Below are 22,288 nucleotides of genomic sequence, written 5' to 3'. Positions count from 1 at the left end.
ATTTTACTTTGTTACCGCATTATACAAATCCTGATAGGTTTTCACCACACTATACACCACATCGCCAGTGCTGATAGCTGCAAAGTGACGACGGGCACACTCTATCTTGGCATCCTCGGCACGGCGAAGTTGTGATACTTCGATGTCGTTGCCTTTGGTTTCTGCCACGAAATAAACGTGCTTCACGGAATCTTCTCGAAAAGCTACAGCCCAGTCGGGATTATATTTGCCCATCGGGGTGTTGATGTAGAATCCACCGGGCAGTTTGCTATATACCACCACATCATCCTCAGCTTCCAGCGACTCGGCAAAACTCTTTTCTATACCTTCACTATCTACCACTACAAGGTCGTAAAGCGACTTGGAACTTTCGATAGCGTCCTTGCCAAGTGTACCACGCAGCGTAGCTTCCTCAAAGATGTCAGTACCAAAGGTCCCAGTACGTTTCTCATACTGGATGTGTTGGATGAGCGAGATAGCCTTACAATCGTTGATGATGCGACCGGCTTTGATGATGAACTCTTCTGGATTCAGCTTGAACTGATGGAAAGTCGCAGGATTAACGCCTTTCAGCATTTCTACAATGGTGCGGCGAGTTAGACCGGTGGATTGCACGAGTTCACCTACCAAGTCGTAAGTTACTTCTGCTCCAATAACTTCCGTTACCCGAATGGTTTTCACTGTAGCGGCACTCATGGCTGCTCCGGCTTCCAATTCTTCGCGGTCACGGATGCTTTCCATGCCGCCACTCTCCACTACAATACGGATTTCTGTCACATTCAGGTGCTTGTCGAGTGCATCAATGGCACTCTTGATGAGTTTTGGCGTTTCAAAACTCACGTTATAGTAGGTACGTGTATTGATGCGCCGCCACAACTCTTGCCACTCTTTTTTGTTGAAGTTGTCTTTAACTAAGTGAGCCTCCGTTTTATTACGTCCATTGGCTGGTTTGAAGGCATCGGGATTGAACACTTTATCCAACTGTTTGATGATAAACGAATGTAGATTTTCCACCTCACCAAACTGGAGCGAATCGGCTTTCTTTTCGTCAAAGTACTTTTGCGTGAGCTTGCCTTTCTTGATGTAACCTTGGGTTATCAGTTCTTCGTGGATTTCCACGGCCTGTTCGGTCGTAATCTTTATGCTGTGTCCATCTTGTGTCTGTGCCAGTTGGTCGGCAAACAGTGTGGCTGTCACCACTGCCGGACGGTTGGCGCAGGCTTCTGCCATATCGGTTTGCAGCTTCTTGGCAAAGTCGTCATAGCTCTCGCTGGCAATAACAGTCAGGATATTGGTGTCGAACACATGGTCGCCCAATACATCGGCATCTTGACGTTCGCCCTTATCGTTGACGCATAGGCGCATACCACGTCCCACCTCCTGACGTTTCTTGATTTCGTTGGAGGTGTCTTTCAACGTACAAATCTGGAACACATTAGGATTGTCCCAACCTTCCTTCAAGGCCGAGTGAGAGAAGATGAAGCGAACGGGGCAACTTTGGCTAAGTAAACGCTCCTTATCCTTCATGATAAGGTCGAAACCACGTTCTTCGTTTTCGCCTTCCTTATTCTTCGATTCCACGCTCTTCCCTTTTTTATCGATAGAGAAGTAACCATCGTGAATGTTTTCGGGCGCATGCTTCGGGTCGGAAAGAAAGCGTGTGTAAGAGGCATCCGTAAAGGTAGGCATAAACTCCTGCAAGGCACGTTGGTACTCCTCCTCAAACATCTTTGCGAACTTACCCTTTTCCACGTTGTCTTTATCGTAGATGCGATAACTGTCCACATGGTCGATAAAGAACAATGACAGCACTTTGATACCGCGAGCGAAAAGTTGGCGTTCACGCTCCAAATGGGTTTTGATGGTTTCTCGTATCTGATTGCGGCGGAGAATCTCCTCATTCACGCTGCCCACCACCTCACCGGGATGAAGCGTCAGTCCGTTGAGGAAATGCACGGTGTTGGTCAGTCCGTCTATACGTTCCACTTTAAAGTTATCGGCATATTCCTGCAAACCGCCGCTTTGCTCTTTGAGGTCGAAGCCCTCATTCACCAAGCGAATGGTCTGGCGTGTGCCACTGGTTGTCTTGACATCGAAGCCCAATCGAGCTTGTGGATTGCCTTTACTAATGACGATTTCATCTAGATAAACATAGCCATTGGTGGCTGTAGAACCCACTTGATGTACACTGCGTACTTCTATCTTCTTCACCAGCTTCTTGTTATAAGCGTCGATGGCATCGAGGCGATATACTTGGTTGAATATTTCACGGTGTGTGGCGCTGTATAGCAAGGTAAAGAGTGGGTTAAACAGTTTGATACCCTTTCGTGTGGCATTACTTTTATCCGTTCCCAACACGCTTTGCGGCTCGTCAATAATTAGGATGGGATTCGTTTTTGCCAAGATGTCAATAGGCTTTCGCGAACCGAACTCATCACGGCGTGAGAAGATGATACGGGCAGCGGAATCACCTGCGCGACCTTCCTTGTTTTTATCCTCGTTAAGCGAAGCATTGAAAGCCTGCGTATTGATAATCATTACATGAATGCCGTTATCCGAAGCAAAGGCATCAATCTTAGCAAGCTGCTTCGAATTGTAGATGAAGTATTGCATACGCTTACCATATTCTCCAGCAAAGTGTTCTGCCATACTCTCAAAACTCTTGAACACGCCTTCGCGGATGGCAATACTGGGCACTACAATCACAAATTTCGACCAACCATAGCGGGCGTTCAGCTCGTACATGGTCTTGATGTAGGTATAGGTCTTACCCGTACCTGTTTCCATCTCGATGGTAAAGGTGCGTCCGTCGCCCTCCAGATGCTCCACGGGCTTCAATCCTTCTGCCATCTGTATACCACGCACATTCTCGCAAATGCTTTCATTGTCAAGTACAAGGGGCAGATTGCCGAAGCCGTCGAAACTGAGCGCACCAAACTTGTTCAAGAAGGTGCGGCTGCCGTCGTGTTTGGGTTGTCCCTGAAATACGTCGCTCACGCATTTGGTGGCTTCCGCTTGAAAGCGTTGATGTTTATATCTTATTTTCACTTTTTGCCTCCTTTCTTACTTTTGTCGCTAATCGCCTTGATAGCGTTCAAATAATCTTGCTCCACATCGCTGAGTGTGCGTTGTTTATATTTACGATATTCAGTAGTGGCATGGTCCATTGCTTCTTGATGGGATACTCGGCCTCCATCCAGCAGGAGTTGTTCTCCAGTTGAGGTGAGTATGCGATCCAGATAGTTTGCCCAATCGTTCATGGTCATGGGTTGCTCTTTCTCGGCTTGGCGTTCTGCGAAATCAAGTAAAGCGATAATCATGTCAAGATTATAGAAGGTTGTCATGTATGACTTACCATCTGTGGCAGTTGTTCGGAATTTCCGAACAACTGAGTCCTCTTGTAGTTCGCCTTCTTCGAAAATGTGCTTAATATGCTCACTTACATTCGATTTACTCGTCTGATACAGCTCGCACATCTGCGCTTGAGTAAGCCATAAGGTATCTTCCTCAAGTTTCACATCTATCTTTGTCAGACCGTCATTGTCTGTATAGATTAGTATTTTATTGTTCTCTTCCATGGACACGTTAAATTACTCTGATATTATTAAACGCATCATTATCTGCCCAGTCCAAGGCTTGCTTGAACTGTTCGTAAATGTTGATTTTCTGAGCATCTTCTTTGAAGCAAGCATCACGGAAGAGTACACGCAAGGGGCTTTTGCCGGCCATCGCAGCTACTACCTTATCGGTAATACCTTCGGAGAAGCAAGCCACGAGATCACCTTCATTGACGGTATAGATGGTGCAACCGTCCACGATTTCTGTCTGCAAGGGCAAGTCCAAGCGAACACCCCATGCTAACATCGAGCCATAGAGCAGGTCGAGGTCGGTACGGTCAGCCTTGATATTGTTGGCAAAGAGGTCGAGCTGATCTTGCTTGTATTCCTTGGGCGAAATTGATACTTTCTCGTAGTTGCTTTCATCAAGGCGATAGACACGGAAGCCGGTATCGAGATTTTGTGTAGTAAGCGGAAAATCAGCTTTGATTTTTGCACCGGCACGACGGATGCGTTCTTTTCCTATTTCGCAGATATTTTTATAACCTTGGTCTTTCTTTGAATCACTTACTTCTTCAGGTAATTGAACAAGAATAAATTGACAATGCTTATCTTTTTCTGAATTTGTTTTCATCAGAGCATGTGCAGTACTTGCTGAACCTGAAAAGAAATCTAATACGATGGAATCTTCTTTCAAGTTAGCTAAAGTAATAAGACGTTGAAGCAATCTTACAGGCTTTGGCCCGTCAAATACACCTTTGTCACCAAAAAGAGATACTACTTCTTGTGCTCCTTCTTGACTATGACCAACTTCTTTATAAAACAGAATTGAGGTTGGTGCCATACCTTCATATTTCAATTCAGATAAAAAACGTTTTATTCTTGGTGTATTATCTCCATTAGGACCAAACCATATTCGGTTGTCTTGGAGTCTCTCTGCAAAAGCTTTTGCAGAGAGACTCCAGCAGCGTCCTGCTGGAGGCTCTACAATTTTCCCCGAAGGGGTCGTTATCGGATAATCACAAGCAGCATTATACGTTTTTACAGAAATGTCACTTGACATCCAAACTCCACGTGGATCATTGTCTGGATTAGAATACCGTAAATTAGCTTCTTCTGTTCGATCTAATCTGCCTATTGTGAAATCTTCAATCTGTTTGACGTACATCAAGATATAATCATGGCTATTTGATACATACTTTGCATCGTTCTTGGGAGAAAAAGCTCTTTCCCACACTAATTGTGCTACAAAATTATGTTCCCCAAATACTTCGTCACAAATATTTCTCAGATTGCGCACCTCATTATCATCAATCGAAATAAAGACAACTCCATCCTCCGTCAGTAAAGAACGAGCCACCAATAAACGTGCATAAATCATTGAACACCAATCCGAATGAAACTTACCATTCGTATCGGTATTCCTCCTGAAGCGATAGCCTAATTCGTCTACATTGCCAGCTTCGATATCCTCCTCGGCGGCGGTGCGGGCAAAATCATCGTGATACACAAAGTCATTACCCGTATTATAAGGCGGGTCGATATAAATCATCTTCACCTTACCCATATACGAGCGTTGCAGAAGTTTGAGCACTTCAAGGTTATCGCCCTCGATATAGATATTCTTTGTGTTGTCCCAATCCACGGAATTTTCCACCACCGGGCGCAAGGTCTTATCGGTTGGTTTGGCAGCTTCCGCACGAGCTGCGTTCTTACCGACCCATGTAAACTGATACATCTCGCCATCGCCATCTGTGGCATGGTCGCCAAGCAATCGGCGAAGCACCTCGAAGTTTACCTTTCGAGAGATTTCACCCGTCTTGTCATCACGTACTTCGGTAAATGCCGAAGGTGCAATCTGATAGAGCGCATCAAGATTGAGTTGCGTTCCGTCTGCGGAGTTCAAGTCCAAATGTTTTAATATGTCAGCCATATATTTTGTTTCTTAATTGTTTTCTAATGTTTTAAGTTCCTCTTCCAACTTAGCAATCTCACGCTTCAAGGCACGGGCTTCACTGTTGAGTTCCATCTGTTTGGCAAACTGCCTTTCATTCCGTACACGCTTCTGCAAGGCTTCCGCTACCCGTCGCTTACGGGCCAATTCATCTTGCAATGCCATAATCTGTTTTGTATCGGTAGCATTGGTAGTACCGAATCCGGAGATTTGCCCCGCAAAAGCTTCGTATATGTTATCCAGTGATGAACCTATCAATTTTAACTTTACATTCGCCTGCGGCATCCATTCTGTGTGGAAAGTTTTCAAGATATTGAATCGTGTCTTATCCACATCCGTCCATTCCTTGTAGTTGAGCAACAATCTACCACGATTGACATATTGCAGCACAAACACCACATGGCGCGGCATCAGACGGTCGATGGCAAGAAACACATCATCCGGCGTATCTTTCACTTTGAGCGTCACCAAGAACACCACAATTTCATGCACCGCCTTACCCTCGTCCACATTCATGGTGGATGGAGTCAACTTATAGAGCCATTGTATGCGTTCCACATCTTCCACAAATCGCGTCTTTAAGCGTGTGTTAATCTCCAAATGCTTGTAAAAGGCTGTCTTGGGTACCAATCTGTCCACGTGCGTGGAGGTAGGAAAGTTAAGTATATTGTCCATTTTGTCTCATCTAATTAACCTCATTATTATGATGCCGTTCATACGAATCCCATAAAAAGCGCACGAGAGTTGTACTACTTCCAATTGCTAAACTAGCATGACGAGATTCAAGCCCTTTATATGAACTGGACTTGCCATGTCCGCTACCATACAGATTTCTCAGTTCTGCAACGCCTTGTGCAATAGCTTTAAGATTACCAAGAATAGCCTTTATAGACTTAGCTCCTTTAACATCATCAGAGATATTTTTAGGCATCAGATGAAAATGTTTGAAAGTTTCATCAACAAGACGTGGAACTTCCCAATCTTTATCTACAGTACAGCCTTCAAATTCAAGTATTGTTTTACAACAACTTTCAATTAGTTCTTTAGCCTTACCAATTGCTTCTGTTGGATTTCCGTCCTTCAGATTGAGCATTAAATCAATTTGGGCTGATATGTAATCGCTGTCAAAAGCTTCTTTTAAAGTTTCAGCCGTAGCGGTCATAACCATTGTACCACCTGCTTTATCAAGTATGCTACGGCATTTTTTGTAAGCAACCGCACGGCTTTTACGATTTTCTTCATCATGTTCCTTCATTGAAGAAAGTTCGTAATATCTGATTAAATCGCTAAGTAGCTTCATTTTATCTTCATATTTTGCATCGTTGATATATGCTATCAGAGATTTGCCTTTTGAAAGTCTATATGTTTCACAAAGTGGAACGCCTATACTTTTATAGGTAAAAGCATCAAAATCAGCTGTACTAAAGTCCAGGACATAACCTCCTTCATTTAAGAAGTTGACTATAGTACCTATTTCTATATCAGATAATTTCATTTCTCTTTAATTATTAAGAAGGTTATCAACTCAAAGTCGTCCAAACCTTTAATTTCTCCATGCAAGGCTGTTGTCTCACCCACAGAGAAAAGGCTCTCAATGTCTGTTTCTTCCTTAATGCTTACGATGCTGTCAATAGCCATTTGGAGCAACGTGTTGTACTTGGTCATGCGGCGGCCGTCTTGCGTTTCACGGTTGACCGCAGCACAGAGCGCACGGTCATAATCGTTTTGATTTTTACAGAGCGCACGCATGATGTCGAGCAGTTGTTTAGGGTGCAGATGGTCGCAAATAACCTCTCCATCGTCTGCCAGATAGACCATGTAGAACGGATGCAGTTGATTCTTACGGTCAATATTAACGGCATTGTTGCGGTTCTTCAACACAAACATCACGCCCGGTTTCGCCAATTCGGAACCGGCTACCACCGCATTCAATCCGAAAGGTGCATGTTCAATATCCGGATGTTCCTTGACATATTGCAAGAGGTCAAGCCGAAACTCGTTCAATCCCAAATCCATGATGTTGATACCGGTGTCCATATCTTCAATATCCACCACTTCATTCTGTAACTTCTTTAGTTGTCCAAGGCGATATTCCAAATCGGCTTCTTCGCCCATAGAAAGCGGATTGCCGGTACCTGCTGCGGTAAGGATAGTAGCTTTCATTCGACTTTCGACACGTCCTTTGAGCTGAATATAGTCGTCAAGTTCCATATCCGGCCAGTAGTTGACAAGCTGGATTTGTTTGTTACGGCTACCGATACGGTCAATACGCCCGAAACGCTGGATGATGCGTACGGGATTCCAATGAATGTCATAATTGATGAGGTAGTCGCAATCCTGTAAATTTTGGCCTTCGCTGATACAATCAGTAGCTATAAGTACATCAATCTCATCCGTGGCATTGGGAAAGAGGGCTAAACGGTCTTTCGACAAAGGTGAAAAATAAGTCAGCACATTATTGAACGACATAGGAAACTTCGGCAATGTGCATCTGCCATCGGTAGAGCCGGTGATGAGAGCCGTATCGAGTCCGCAGGTTTCCTTTATCTTCGTGGATAACTGCTCATAGAGATAATTGGCTGTGTCGGCAAATGCCGTAAATATAAGCACTTTCTTGTTTTCTCCGTTTATCGGGTTACTAAATTTATGTTTCAAATCCCCGATAAGCATCTGTAACTTGCTGTCATGTTCGGGCGTAATGTCCTTCAACATCAACAAGAGCAGATCTAACCGTTCAAAATCGGCTTCAAGATCGCGTCGCCAACTCACATAGTCCATGTCAGCCAATGAAATCTTCGACTTCTTGGTGGCAAACGGATCAGTGTCGCCTTCGGATGAATCCATATCATCAGTGAAAGAAGATACATCAATGGTTGCACCGGAATATTTCTTGTCGTATGCATCTATCAGTTCCATTGTCTGCCGAATGTACTCATGGATGCGGTTAAGCGTCAGTCGGAAAGAATTGACCGAACTCTCCAGACGTTTCAACAGGTTGGTGGCCATGAGTTTGCGCAAGCCTTTCTCACGCCCGTCAATAGACAGACCTTCACCATCGTAGTCGATACTGTAACCGCTACGGGCACAATCGAAGAGATAAAGCGAAGGGGTGTATATGGAAAGATTCAGGGCATTGAGCTGTTCGGCAATGTCCTTGAAATTGATGGCATCGCCCAAGTCCGTCAAACGCGGACGGCGAGACAAGGGGGCAAGCCGCTTAGGAAACTCGCCAATATCTTTCGTGTCGTAATACTTGATGATATGGCTACGACTACGTGCGATGGTCACGGCATCGAGCATCTGAAAAAAGTCAAACTGAAGACTTGACAGCAATCGTTCCGTAGTCCGTTCGCTTGGCTCCAACTTAGCCCAACGATTATAGGCAGTCTGAGCAGACTTGAATATGTCGTCAATGTTACGGTCAAGTTCAAGGGCTTCGTTGATATTCTCCACACGCCCCTCGTATGCCAGTTGTAACTGGTTCTTCAAATCACCGAACCGATTATTGACCGGAGTTGCTGAAAGCATGAGCACTTTTGTCTTCACACCCTGACGGATGACACGTCGCATCAACCGCTGATAACGGTTCTCCTTGTGGCGGTCTGTCTCTACGAGCGTATCAAAATCCGCTTCATCCTCTTCGTCCACATTACCGCCATTGCGGAAGTTGTGGCTTTCGTCAATCACAATCAAGTCATAGTTTCCCCAATTCACATGCTCCAAGTCGAGGCCATTACTCAAACCACGGTCACGTGAAAGGTCGGAGTGGAAAAGGATGTCATACCTTAGCCGATCGGCAGCTACGGGGTTGTTTTTGTAATTGGCACGGAAAGTCTGCCAGTTGTCATTCAGTTTTTTAGGGCAAAGTACAAGCACCGACTTATTACGGTTCTCGTAATACTTGATAACCGCCAATGCCGTAAAGGTCTTGCCAAGACCTACTGAATCGGCAAGGATGCAACCATTGTATTTTTCCAACTTGTTAATGATAGCCAGCGCAGCATCACGTTGGAAATTATAGAGTTTATTCCAAATAATACTCGTTTTGAACCCCGTGCGTTCATTGGGCAACACATCTTCGCTGATGTCTTCCAAAAACTCATTAAAGATATTATAAAGAGCAATAAAATAGACATACTCCGGTGCATTTTCTTGATATACAGTGTCTATGTACTCCAATATACGCTTCGTTACATCCTCAAATTTCTCATCGTTATTCCATTGCTCATTGAAAATTTCCAGATATGCGTTTGCTGTCGGTGAAGGCAATACATTTACCACATTATACACATTAGCACCACGTTCACAGCCCAATTGTGTGGTAGTAAACTCATTAAACGGGAGGTAAACCCGTTGAGTTTCGTTGTTGACGTGCATAAATCCACCCATCTGTTCTTGCGAAGCATTGGAACGGAACTGCACTTTTCTACGAATCCAGTCTGCACACTCTTTGGCAATTGCTTTTTGTGATAATTGGTTACGAAGGCGAAGTTCAAAGTCTGTGCCATATAAATTACGTTCCCGGTTAAGTTTAGGGATGAAAAACTCCCGTTTCTCTTTCTTTGATTTATCCTTGATGAAAGTAGGAGACGTGAAAATGAAACGCAATTGTTCCACTTGCTCCAATTCTTCTTTCAATGCTTCGTAGGCATAGATGGAGAATGAAGCCGCAGCAATAGACACAAAAGTGCCTTTGGATAACCGTCCTTTGATGTCATCCACTACACGCTCGCTTATATTGTTTATTAATTTGGGATGTTCCATCCTCGTTTTTATTAAACCTTAATTCCGCGACACTTTACAAAAACAATTATTTAAAGTACTGAGCAATAAAATATTGCCCAGTACTTTGCCATGTCAGAAGATTCACTTAAATTAGTGTTGCAAAAAAAACATAAGAAATCTTCAACAAGCATGACAAAAATAAGCATAAAATCCGGTAAACTCACTTCTTTTGGAGGGATATTTTCAATTATGGAGCAATTTGATTCTATGCTCTCATCCGTAATCAATTCAACACTTTAGCAGTCCGATGGAAAGCGAACTATTGAAATAACAAGGAATAACATTTTTTTAAGTCACCAATCAGTTTTTCATCTCATTTTGCAACAACATTTCAACCCCCCAAAGCATCTGCTTCAAGCTATCAAGCCGCCACAGCCCATCCCCCTCCCAAAACACCTTCTGAAGTGGGGGTATCTCACTATACGACTGAGGTACCCTAAGTATACGACTGAGGGTATCTAAGTATACGACTGAATAGGGCTCAGTATAGATTTCCCACCCACAGAACCACATCCGGAACAAGCGTTGGCAAAAAAACAGTTTATGGAAATTGGGAAATACCAAGTGAGATTATACCTGATTCGGCGATGAAAGTGCAGCTAAAATCTTCTTGAAACTTCGAGATTCTTGAAGAATCTATCATTCTCAGCAGCTTCCAATCACTCCCTCCAGCGTCTCTCCGTCGGCAAACAGCCTCCCATCCGCCTGCATCATCCGCTTCTTCAGGCGGAACTTCTGCTGGGACACGGAAGCGGGAGACACGGCAATGAGCGTGGCAATCTGTGCATTGCTGAAGTGCAGGCGGATAAGCATGCAGAGCTGGCTGTCGGCAGGCGTAAGCTGGGGAAAGCGCAGGACAAGGCGTTTGGAAGCGCCCTTGTATACTCTGTCAGTAAGCTTCTGCAAGTAGTCCCACTGGCTGTCCGCAAGGAATTTGGGCTGGATGCGCAACTGCTTCACCACTTCGTCTGCGTCTATCATGGCGGAAGCAAGCGCCTGCACCTGCCCGTCGAGCATCCGGACACGCTCGCCCTCTTTCCTCAACAGTTCCAGTTCGCGGGGCACAGGGTTGTCTTCATACTCCTTGAGACGGGCACGGAGTGACTCGTTTTCCTTATCCAGACGGCTGCCATGTTCCATGAGGTTTGTCAGCGAGCTATGCACTTCTTCGCGCTCTTCGTCGGTCAGCGACATCTCCTTCAGGCATTCTTCCAGTTCCTCGCGCTCGCGTTCATTGTTGCGCAAGCGCTGTTCGTTTTCACTCAGGGTGACAAGATAGTTACGGTGACTACGTTCTTTCTTGAAACGGATAAGGCTGAACAGCATAGCACCGGAAATGCTGAACATAATCACAGAAAACACTCCCCAGAAAAAACGTTCGTAACCACTGACCGGCTTCAGCCGCACATGCCTGCCATCGGAAAGCTCCTTTATCTGATTATACTCACGGTGCAAACCGGAAATCAGGCGGACGGCCCGGGCACTGTCGACAGCACCGCATTGCACCAACGAGTCAGCATGAGAAAGGGACTGTTCGTAGTTCATCAAAGTTCTATCGGCAGGTTTCGAGCAGGCTGTCAGCCCCAGAAGGAGAATCAGCAGGAGAAAAAGGAAGGTATGTTTCATCTTGAAATTTTGTGTTTATAATAAGCAAGGTGTAAAATCGGTAAGGAACGAGCTTACTTCAACAGTTTTCATAATCAATGCATATTAATCGTTGCAGAAACAAAGGTAACACTTTCTTCCCACAATAAATAAAGAGGTACAAAGTTTTTCATTACTTTGTACCTCCTCTTTTTCTTCGACTTGCATCATTTATAGCCGTGAGTCAGCAAAAATCGTATAGCTTAGAACTCGCTCGTAAAGTGGAACTTGATATGCTTGAAGTCCATCTGCGCCATCTGCAACACATATCCGCTGTCCGCCAGGAACACATCCCTACCCTCGCGGTCTTTCGCCATGTACTGGTATTTGCGCTTCTTGAAGGCTTCCAGTTCAGCCGCATCATCGCTCTCAATCCAGCAGGCTTTATACAGACTGAGCGGCTCCCAACGGCACTTCGCACTGTATTCATTCTCCAGACGATACTGGATGACCTCGAACTGCAACTGCCCCACCGTACCGATAATCTTACGCCCGTTGAACTGGTTGACGAACAACTGCGCCACACCTTCGTCCATCAACTGGTCGATACCCTTGGCAAGCTGTTTCTGCTTCATTGGGTCGGCATTCTCAATGTACTTGAACATCTCCGGCGAGAAACTCGGAAGCCCCTTGAAGTGAAGCGCCTCGCCTTCGGTCAGCGTATCGCCAATCTTGAACGTACCGTTATCCGGCAGGCCGATAATATCTCCCGCCCAAGCCTCATCGACAGTTGTCTTGCGCTGCGCCATGAACTGCGTAGGCGACGAGAAACGCATCGTCTTGCCATGACGTACATGCAAGTACGGGGCATTGCGTACAAACTTCCCGGAGCAGATTTTGCAGAAAGCGATACATGAACGGTGATTCGGGTCGATATTGGCGGTTATCTTAAAGATGAATCCGGTAAATTTAGGTTCTTCCGGCTCCACCTCACGTTCTTCCGCCTTCACGGGACGGGGACTGGGAGCAATCTCCACAAAGCAATCCAACAGTTCCTGCACACCGAAATTATTCAGTGCCGAACCGAAGAATACGGGAGCAAGCTCTCCTTTCAAGTATTCCTCCTTATCAAATTCGGGGTAAACACCGTCTATCAGTTCCAATTCTCCGCGCAGCTTGTCGGCCAGTTGGGCGCCAATCTGGTTGTCCAGCTCCTCGGTATGGATGTCCACTTCCACCTTCTCCGTCACTACCTGCTTGCTGGGCTGGTAGAGGTTGAGGTTATGCTCGTAGATATTGTAGACACCCTTGAAACGGACACCGCTCTCGATAGGCCACGTCAAGGGACGCACGTGGATGTGCAGTTCCTCCTCCAGCTCGTCCAGCAGGTCGAACGGGTCTTTGGCTTCACGGTCCATCTTGTTGATGAAGATAATCACCGGCGTATTACGCATACGGCAGACCTCCATCAGCTTGCGTGTCTGCGTTTCCACACCTTTCGCACCGTCCACCACGATGATAACGCTATCCACGGCCGTCAGCGTGCGGTAGGTATCTTCAGCAAAGTCCTGGTGACCCGGAGTATCAAGGATGTTGACCTTGTAGTCATGGTAGTCGAACTCCATTACAGAAGTGGTAACGGAAATACCACGCTGTTTTTCAATATCCATCCAGTCCGACGTTGCCGTCTTCTTTATCTTATTGCTCTTTACGGCACCCGCCACCTGGATTTGTCCACCAAAAAGCAACAGCTTCTCGGTCAATGATGTCTTACCGGCATCCGGATGCGCGATAATCGCAAACGTTCTCCGTCTCTCTATTTCGTTGTTATTGGCCATATATCAATTAGTCAGTAATAATCACTCTTCCAAATTCTTCATGCAGACGGCAAGGCTCGCCTCCCAATGGGGTATATCGATGCCGAATGTCTTCTTTATCTTTGTCTTGTCCAACACGGAATAATGCGGACGCGGCGCCTTGGCAGGGAATTCGTCCGTATGCAGCGGACTTACCTTGCAGCTCTTGATACCTGCCAGACGATGGATAGCCAACGTAAAATCATACCACGAGCAGACTCCCTCGTTGCTGAAGTGATAGATGCCGGGCACGATTCCCTGGCTGATAGCCGCAAAGATGGCGCGTGCCAAATCATTGGCGTATGTCGGCGTACCTATCTGGTCGAATACAACTCCCAGCGTCTCGCGCTCGCGTCCCAAACGGAGCATCGTCTTCACAAAATTATTTCCATAAATGGAATAGAGCCACGCCGTACGGATAATCATGGCACGGCTGCAATGCTTCATCACCGCCTGCTCACCCGCCAGTTTGGTAAAACCATATACTGAATCGGGACAAGTAGCCGCCTCTTCCGTATAGGGGATGTGTCCGGTTCCGTCAAAAACATAGTCGGTAGACACTTGTATCAATGCAGCACCGCAAGCTTCGGCAGCGGCAGCCAGATAGCCCGGAGCGACATGGTTCAGCTTGTCGCAAAGCTCCTGATTGTCTTCCGCCTTGTCTACAGCCGTATAAGCGGCGCAATTCACGATTACATCTATCCGGTTGTCCTTCACAAACCCATGCACAGATTGTTCGTCGCAAATGTCCAATTCCTGCACGTCAGTGAAAAAATAAGCATGTTGTCCGTTTTCTTTCGACAACACTCGCATTTCATTGCCAAGTTGACCGTTGGCACCGGTTATCAGAATATTCATTTAATAAAGTTACACTTATATATAGAATGTTACGATGAACAATATTTTCCTCCATAATTATCAATTATCCATCAACTCCAATTCTCCCCGCTTCTCCTTGTCATAATAGTTGGCAAGCAACGAGACGAAACCGCTGATGGCCTCCATAGCCTTTGCCGTGCCCTGACTGATTTCCTTCTTCTGCAAGCGCAACAGCAGCACTCCATAAAGTGCCTCGAAACAAGTGTCTACCTCAGGCTCCTCTTTCCGGCCGCTCTTCTGGCGCAGCTCCACGATAAAAGGCAGTGCCTTGAAATAAGCCGCATTATAGAACGGATATTTCGTAGAAGCCAGCAATTCGCCATGCAGCTCCGTCAGGTTCAGAATGACATTCCGGTTGATTTGCAGATGTCCTTTTTCCGTTACGCCTTCCGCACGCATCATATCTGCCAGATTTCCATACCATTCTTCCAACGCAGGCCGTTCCTCCTCCGGATAGCGCAAAATGATGTTCTGGCGTATCCGGTCTATGTCACAGCCGTTGGCACGGAGCAAATCCTCCACCTGCCACATATATATAAGGTATTCGGCTATATTCTTTTCTTTCAGTTGTTGCGCAATCTTCACGATAAAATGTATGAATTATGATTTTTCACCTTCCCACTCAATACAGCGATTCACCCATCAGCGTAAACACCAATCCCACCACAGACACCACAATGACAATGCTCCCGATAATACGGTTCAGCATCCAGATGCCACGCAAGTTGAATTGTGTACGGACTTTATTGACAAAAAAGGTAATGCCAAACCACCATGCCAAAGCGCCCAATGCGATGGCCAAGTATCCGGTAACGGCCTCGAATACCAGCACTCCCTCACTTACAAAAGCGAAGCGGGCGAAAAGGCCTACAAAAAGGAATATAATCAGAGGATTGGAAAGCGTGACGGCAAACGCCGTTATGAAGTTATGAAAATAGGAACCCTTGTTGATGGATACCGGACGGATGGACTGTACCGGATTGCTGCGGAACGTATAAACGCCAAACGCCAACAGAAGAATGCTTCCGAAAAGTTGCAGGTAAAAGATGTTCTTGTTGACATAATCAAAAACGAAACTCATCCCGTAGCCCGTCAGCAAAGCATATGCAATATCGCTTAGCGAAGCTCCTATCCCCGTTACGAAACCATACCACCGTCCTTTATTCAAAGTACGCTGAATACACAATACTCCTACAGGACCCAATGGCGCGGACACAATGACGCCGATAATGAACCCCTTCCACAATATGTCAAATATGGTCTCTATCTGAATCATGGCTGCAAATATCGGACTTTTTTATGAGACGAACGAATAGTGTTAACGTTTTTTCGACGGAAAAGGATTTTAAGAAGTAAAGATTATCCATTTTACATATTATTCCGTATATTTACCTCCGAACTTAACAATACCCCCTTATGAAACGAATAAAAAAAACTCTAACACTCGTTTCCATGGCCGTCTTACTACTGACGGCATGCGAAGCCCCCAAGGAACTCGGTGTGGTTCCATATCCGCAGTATGCCCAAACAACGTCAAAAACAGTAGAACTGCCATCTACGGTAACCTTCTCGACCAATCTGGCGAAATCCGACATGAATGACTTGCTGGCCTATCTGCCGGACTTTGCCATCCCCATGAAGCTTGTCGACAAGAATCCTTTTGTAACGATAGAAATAACGGACGCAACGGATAATCCAATCGCTGCCGAAGGCTACAACCTGACAGTCAGCAAACAAGGTGTAAACATTCAGGCCTCCTCCGCAGCAGGTGCCTTCTATGGACTGCAAACCCTGGCACAACTTGCCCGTAACGGGAAGGAACTGCCAGTCACGACCATCAAGGACGAACCCAGATTCCCCTATCGTGGGCTGCACCTGGATGTTTCAAGACACTTCTTTAACACGGACTATGTCAAGAAACAAATAGACCTGGTAGCCACCTACAAAATCAACCGCCTGCATTGGCATCTGACCGACGGTGCCGGATGGCGGCTGGAGATTCCGGGCTATCCCCGCCTGACAGAATTCGCAGCCTGGAGAAAAGCCGCCAATCTGCAGGATTGGGGGAAATATGACCATCACTTCTGCGAGAAGGATGAAGAAGGAGCCTATGGAGGCTACTATACGGAAGCGGATGTACGTGAGGTTCTGGAATATGCCCGCTTGAGGCATGTCACCGTTATCCCCGAAATAGAAATGCCGGGACACTCGGGAGAAGTACTGGCAGCCTATCCACAGCTGTCCTGTACCGGCAAGCCTTATACATCCGGTGAAGTCTGTATCGGAAACGAAGAGACCTTCAAGTTCTTCGAAGATGTGCTGGATGAAGTGATACGGCTGTTCCCTTCCCGGTATATCCATATTGGAGGTGATGAAGCCAGCAGACGCCACTGGAAGGCATGCCCCAAATGCCAGAAGCGCATGAAGGAAGAAGGGCTCAAAGATGAAAGTGAGCTGCAAAGCTATATGATAGTCCGCATAGAGAAGTACCTCAACGACAAAGGGCGTGAAATCATCGGCTGGGACGAGATACTGGATGGAGGCCTGGCCCCCAACGCAACCGTCATGTCGTGGCGGGGTACGGAGGGTGGCATTGCCGCCGCCCGCATGGGGCATTACGCCATCATGACACCGGAGAGCCACTGCTATCTGGACCACTACCAGGATGACCCTGAGACACAGCCGCTGGCGTTTGGCGCCTGCATCCCCATCGGACAGACCTACTCCTACGACCCGGCTCCCGATTCATTGGGAAGTGATATCTGCAAATACATATTAGGCGTGCAAGGCAATGTATGGGCTGAATATCTGCCCACTTACGAACATGCCGAATATATGATATACCCACGCATCATCGCTCTGGCAGAAGTAGGCTGGACTCCCATGGAGAACAAGCATCCGGAGAGTTTCAAGAGACGTATCAACAACGAAATACGATACATCCGGACGAAAGGGTACAACCCGTTCACCTTGTCGGAACAAGTGCAGACCAGCCAGACCGTTGACTATGCCAAGAAAAAAATCATGCTGTCCCTCACCTCCGAAAAACATCCGATTGACATCCGCTACACAACGGACGGCTCCGAACCGACTGTATCTTCCAAGTTATACAAGAAACCGTTTGCCGTAAAAGACTCCATATTGCTGACCGCACGCCTTTTCGACGGAGAAAAGCCTATCGGAAAAAGCCTTCACCTGCGCACCGACTACCATAAGGGCATAGGCAAAAAGATAACCTATGCACCGGGCGGCAGATACTATCAGCATAAAGAAGTATACAAAGGCGGCGGTGACGCCGGTCTCCTCGACGGACTTCGCGGCGGCAAAAGCTACATGGACGGACGATGGCAGGGCTTCTGCCCCAATGATTTGGATGCCATTATCGACCTGGGCGAAGTGACCGCCATACATCGGGTCATGGCCAACTTCATGCAAATCCGTACCCCACAAGTATTTCTCCCTGCCAAAGTGGAAGTATGGGCATCTGTTGATGGCAAGAACTTCACCCTGCTGGGCAGTGATATCTGCAGCGAGGAAGAGGCCGGAAAGGACGTGATATTCCGTGATTTCGGCTGGATTGGCACCCCCACTGAGGCACGATATGTACGCTTCCATGCCATACAAGGGAAGAAGCAATTCTTATTTACGGATGAAATCGTCATACAATAACACACATCCGGTTTTTATGAAACAGAACAAAAAACGCATACGAGTAAAATTGCATGCGTTTTTTGTTTTCCTTTTTTTCTCCTCCCCACCGATTTTACGTATCTTTGCCCCCAAGAAGAAAAGATGAAGATACTCAAAGAAGTAACTTCAATCGTAAAATCGTAAATCGTAAAATCGTAAATATAACTATGATTCTTTTTTTCAGAACCCCATCCAAGAGTGTGATTGCCGTAGAATGTAATCACGAACTCCCCCAGGCAGACAGCGACAAACTCTGCTGGCTTTTTGGAGAAGCCACCCCCGAAAGTGAAGACAACCTGAAAGGACATTTCGTCGGCCCGCGCCGTGAGATGATTACTCCTTGGAGTACAAACGCCGTAGAAATCACCCAGAATATGGGGCTGGACGGCATCATACGCATCGAGGAGTACTTCCCCGTAAAAGATGAGAACGCAGACCACGATCCGATGCTGCAACGTATGTACAAGGGGCTGGACCAGAATGTATTTACAACCAACCGGCAGCCGGAACCGATTGTACACATCGAAGACCTGGAGGCATACAATGAAAAGGAAGGTCTGGCACTCTCCAAAGAGGAAATGGATTACCTCAAGAAGGTAGAGAAAGACCTCGGGCGCCCTCTGACAGACTCCGAAGTATTCGGCTTCGCGCAAATCAACTCCGAGCACTGCCGTCACAAAATCTTCGGCGGGACATTCATCATCGATGGAGTGGAACAGGAATCTTCACTCTTCCAGATGATAAAGAAAACTACACAAGAGAATCCCAACAAAATTATCTCTGCCTACAAAGACAATGTAGCCTTTGCCGAAGGTCCGGTTATCGAACAGTTTGCTCCGGCAGACCACTCCAAGCCCGACTATTTCCAAGTAAAGGACATCAAGAGTGTCATCTCCCTGAAAGCGGAAACACATAACTTTCCCACAACAGTAGAACCGTTCAACGGTGCGTCTACCGGTACGGGCGGTGAGATTCGCGACCGTATGGGCGGCGGTAAGGGCTCTTGGCCGATTGCCGGAACAGCCGTTTACATGACCTCCTACCCCCGTACGGAAGAAGGACGTCCCTGGGAAGAGATTCTGCCGGTACGCAAATGGCTGTATCAAACTCCCGAACAAATACTAATCAAAGCCTCCAATGGTGCCAGTGATTTCGGGAACAAATTCGGCCAACCGCTAATCTGCGGTTCCGTGCTCACTTTCGAACATAAGGAAAAAGATGAAGTCTATGGTTACGACAAAGTGATTATGCTTGCCGGAGGCGTAGGCTACGGTACCCAGCGTGACTGTTTGAAAGGTACACCGGAAGCCAGCAACAAAGTGGTTGTCATCGGTGGAGACAATTATCGCATCGGTTTGGGCGGCGGCTCCGTATCTTCCGTAGATACCGGACGCTACAGCAGTGGCATCGAGCTGAATGCCGTGCAACGCGCCAACGCCGAAATGCAGAAACGCGCCTACAACGTGGTACGCGCACTTTGTGAGGAAGAGACCAATCCGGTGGTTTCCATCCACGACCACGGCTCTGCCGGACATGTAAACTGTCTGTCCGAATTGGTAGAGGAATGCGGCGGTTTAATTGACATGAGCAAGTTGCCCATCGGTGACACGACTCTGTCTGCCAAGGAAATCATTGCCAACGAAAGCCAGGAACGCATGGGCTTGCTGATTCAGGAAGAGGCCATCGAACATGTACGCAAGGTAGCCGAACGTGAGCGTGCCCCGATGTACGTAGTCGGTGAAACGACCGGCGACCATCGCTTTGCCTTCCAGCAAGCTGACGGTGTACGTCCGTTCGACCTCGCCGTAGAACAGATGTTCGGCTCTTCCCCCAAGACCTATATGGTGGACAAGACCGTGGAACGTCACTACGAAATGCCCCAATACGAAGTTTCCCAACTACACGAATACCTCACCAATGTGCTCCAACTGGAAGCTGTGGCTTGTAAAGACTGGTTAACAAACAAGGTGGACCGTTCTGTAACAGGCAAGATTGCCCGCCAACAGTGCCAGGGTGAATTGCAGTTGCCTCTGAGCGATTGTGGTGTGGTAGCTTTGGACTATCGCGGCGAAAAGGGTATCGCAACCTCTCTGGGCCATGCTCCCCAGGCGGCACTTGCCGACCCGGCAGCCGGCTCCGTTCTTTCCGTCAGCGAAGCATTGACCAACTTGGTTTGGGCACCGCTTGCCGAAGGTCTGGACAGCGTTTCCCTTTCTGCCAACTGGATGTGGCCTTGCCGTTCGCAAGAAGGTGAAGATGCCCGTCTGTACACGGCAGTAAAGGCCTTGAGTGACTTCTGCTGTTCCCTGCAAATCAATGTACCGACCGGTAAAGACTCTCTTTCCATGACACAGAAATACCCCGACGGCAGCAAAGTAATTTCTCCGGGCACGGTAATTGTTTCTGCCGGTGGAGAAGTTTCCGACGTCAAGAAAGTCGTATCTCCGGTGCTGGTTAACAATGAAAAGACTACCATTTATCATATAGACTTCAGTTTCGACAACCTGAAACTCGGCGGTTCTGCCTTTGCTCAGACCCTGGGCAAGGTAGGTGACGAAGTTCCCAGCGTGCAGGATGCCGAATACTTCCGCGATGCTTTCCTTGCCGTGCAGGAACTGGTCAACAAGGGACTGATTCTTGCCGGACATGATATTTCCGCCGGTGGTCTTATCACTACACTGCTTGAAATGTGCTTTGCCAATGTGGAAGGCGGTATGGAAATCAACCTGGATAAAATCAAGGAGCAAGACCTTATCAAGATTCTGTTTGCGGAGAACCCGGGTATCGTTATCCAGGTGAGCGACAAGCACAAGGAAGCTGTAAAGCAAATCCTGGAAGATGCAGGCGTAGGTTACGTGAAGCTCGGCAAACCGACAGACGAACGCCATATTCTTGTATCAAAAGGCGATGCTACTTATCAGTTTGGCATCGACTATATGCGTGATGTATGGTACTCTACTTCTTATCTCCTTGACCGTAAGCAGTCCATGAACGGCTGTGCCAAGAAGCGTTTCGAGAACTACAAGATGCAACCGGTGGAATTCGCCTTCATGCCGGACTTCAAAGGCAAGTTCTCACAATACGGCATCGACCCGGACCGCCGCACACCTTCCGGTATCCGCGCCGCCATCATCCGTGAAAAAGGAACCAACGGCGAACGCGAAATGGCCTACTCACTCTATCTGGCAGGCTTCGATGTGAAGGACGTTACCATGACCGACCTTATCAGCGGTCGCGAAACGTTGGAAGATGTAAACATGATTGTTTACTGCGGTGGTTTCTCCAACTCCGACGTTCTTGGTTCTGCTAAGGGTTGGGCAGGTGCTTTCCTCTTCAATCCGAAAGCAAAAGAAGCGCTCGACAAATATTATGCACGCGAGGATACGCTTTCACTGGGTGTCTGCAACGGCTGCCAGCTCATGATGGAACTTAATCTTATCAATCCCGAGCACAAGAAAAACGGCAAGATGCTTCATAACGACTCACACAAGTTTGAATCCAGATTCCTCGGTGTTACTGTCCCCACCAACCGCAGCGTAATGCTCGGCTCACTGAGTGGAAGCAAACTGGGTATCTGGGTAGCTCACGGTGAAGGAAAATTCTCCTTGCCATACGACGAGGACAAATACAACGTCGTGCTGAAATACTCATACGACGAATACCCTTCCAACCCCAACGGCTCAGATTATTCCATAGCCGGATTGGCAAGTGCCGACGGACGTCATCTGGCCATGATGCCCCACTTGGAACGTGCCATCTTCCCCTGGCAGAACGGTTGCTACCCCGCAGACCGCGTAAACAGCGACCAAATCACTCCTTGGGTAGAAGCATTTGTCAATGCACGCAAGTGGGTGGAAGCCAATAAAAAATGAACTGAACTTCCTTTTTTATAGAAATGTAACAAGCGCGGGTTATGAATAATCCCGCGCTTGTTACATTTCTATTCTTCGCTTTCTTTTTTTGCTTTTCTCAAACAAAAGCAT

Annotated in this window: 13 protein-coding genes; 2 read left to right on the top strand and 11 right to left on the bottom strand. The window is 47.1% G+C overall.

What is annotated here, in order from left to right; translation table 11 throughout:
* Window positions 1–3: 3 nt before the first annotated feature.
* The 11 genes from DW096_RS03970 to DW096_RS03915 all read right to left on the bottom strand — a co-directional run bounded on the left by DW096_RS03970 (window position 4) and on the right by DW096_RS03915 (window position 15,891).
* The gene (locus tag DW096_RS03970) at window positions 4–3,048 is read right to left on the bottom strand and encodes a type III restriction-modification system endonuclease (RefSeq protein ID WP_008663903.1); all 3,045 of its coding nucleotides are present in this window, start codon (window positions 3,046–3,048) and stop codon (window positions 4–6) included.
* On the bottom strand, window positions 3,045–3,578 hold the full coding sequence (gene rhuM / locus DW096_RS03965) for a RhuM family protein (RefSeq protein ID WP_008663904.1): 534 nt from the start codon (window positions 3,576–3,578) through the stop codon (window positions 3,045–3,047). The genes DW096_RS03970 and rhuM overlap by 4 nt, the downstream gene beginning before the upstream one ends.
* A 7-nt stretch (window positions 3,579–3,585) precedes the next feature.
* Entirely contained in the window at window positions 3,586–5,490 is a 1,905-nt protein-coding gene (locus DW096_RS03960; RefSeq protein WP_022401554.1) for a site-specific DNA-methyltransferase, read from the bottom strand.
* 12 nt (window positions 5,491–5,502) lie between these two features.
* Window positions 5,503–6,186: a DUF4391 domain-containing protein gene (locus tag DW096_RS03955; protein WP_008663906.1), complete on the bottom strand. Its 684-nt coding sequence runs from the start codon at window positions 6,184–6,186 to the stop codon at window positions 5,503–5,505.
* Between the two features lie 10 nt (window positions 6,187–6,196).
* Window positions 6,197–7,006 (bottom strand): abortive infection family protein, encoded by an 810-nt coding sequence (locus DW096_RS03950; protein ID WP_008663908.1) that lies wholly within the window; start codon window positions 7,004–7,006, stop codon window positions 6,197–6,199.
* The gene (locus DW096_RS03945) at window positions 7,003–10,275 is read right to left on the bottom strand and encodes a helicase-related protein (RefSeq protein ID WP_117589133.1); all 3,273 of its coding nucleotides are present in this window, start codon (window positions 10,273–10,275) and stop codon (window positions 7,003–7,005) included. Before DW096_RS03945 ends, DW096_RS03950 begins: the two co-directional genes overlap by 4 nt.
* A gap of 666 nt (window positions 10,276–10,941) precedes the next feature.
* Window positions 10,942–11,922 (bottom strand): hypothetical protein, encoded by a 981-nt coding sequence (locus DW096_RS03935; RefSeq protein ID WP_117589135.1) that lies wholly within the window; start codon window positions 11,920–11,922, stop codon window positions 10,942–10,944.
* Window positions 11,923–12,143: 221 nt separating this feature from the next.
* On the bottom strand, window positions 12,144–13,718 hold the full coding sequence (locus DW096_RS03930) for a peptide chain release factor 3 (RefSeq protein ID WP_005826320.1): 1,575 nt from the start codon (window positions 13,716–13,718) through the stop codon (window positions 12,144–12,146).
* Window positions 13,719–13,739: 21 nt separating this feature from the next.
* Window positions 13,740–14,594 carry a dTDP-4-dehydrorhamnose reductase gene (gene rfbD, locus DW096_RS03925; protein ID WP_117589136.1) on the bottom strand — a complete coding sequence of 285 codons (855 nt, stop codon included), beginning with the start codon at window positions 14,592–14,594 and terminating at the stop codon, window positions 13,740–13,742.
* A 60-nt stretch (window positions 14,595–14,654) separates the two neighbouring features.
* Window positions 14,655–15,200, bottom strand: a complete 546-nt coding sequence (locus DW096_RS03920; protein WP_005826317.1) for a DUF4924 family protein — start codon at window positions 15,198–15,200, stop codon at window positions 14,655–14,657.
* A 37-nt stretch (window positions 15,201–15,237) separates the two neighbouring features.
* Window positions 15,238–15,891 (bottom strand): LysE family translocator, encoded by a 654-nt coding sequence (locus DW096_RS03915; RefSeq protein WP_005826316.1) that lies wholly within the window; start codon window positions 15,889–15,891, stop codon window positions 15,238–15,240.
* A 140-nt stretch (window positions 15,892–16,031) separates the two neighbouring features.
* Here DW096_RS03915 and DW096_RS03910 point away from each other — a divergent pair, with 140 nt between their 5' ends.
* Both DW096_RS03910 and purL read left to right on the top strand, forming a co-directional pair.
* The gene (locus tag DW096_RS03910) at window positions 16,032–18,284 is read left to right on the top strand and encodes a family 20 glycosylhydrolase (RefSeq protein WP_117589137.1); all 2,253 of its coding nucleotides are present in this window, start codon (window positions 16,032–16,034) and stop codon (window positions 18,282–18,284) included.
* 188 nt (window positions 18,285–18,472) lie between these two features.
* On the top strand, window positions 18,473–22,177 hold the full coding sequence (gene purL / locus DW096_RS03900; RefSeq protein WP_117589138.1) for a phosphoribosylformylglycinamidine synthase: 3,705 nt from the start codon (window positions 18,473–18,475) through the stop codon (window positions 22,175–22,177).
* The last annotated feature ends 111 nt before the right edge of the window (window positions 22,178–22,288 follow it).

Origin of the sequence: Bacteroides sp. AM07-18, assembly GCF_003602695.1 — a bacterium.
GTDB classification, from domain to species: domain Bacteria; phylum Bacteroidota; class Bacteroidia; order Bacteroidales; family Bacteroidaceae; genus Bacteroides; species Bacteroides uniformis.
The sequence above is the reverse complement of the archived record's forward strand: the minus strand, read 5'-3'. Positions and strand labels throughout refer to the sequence as shown.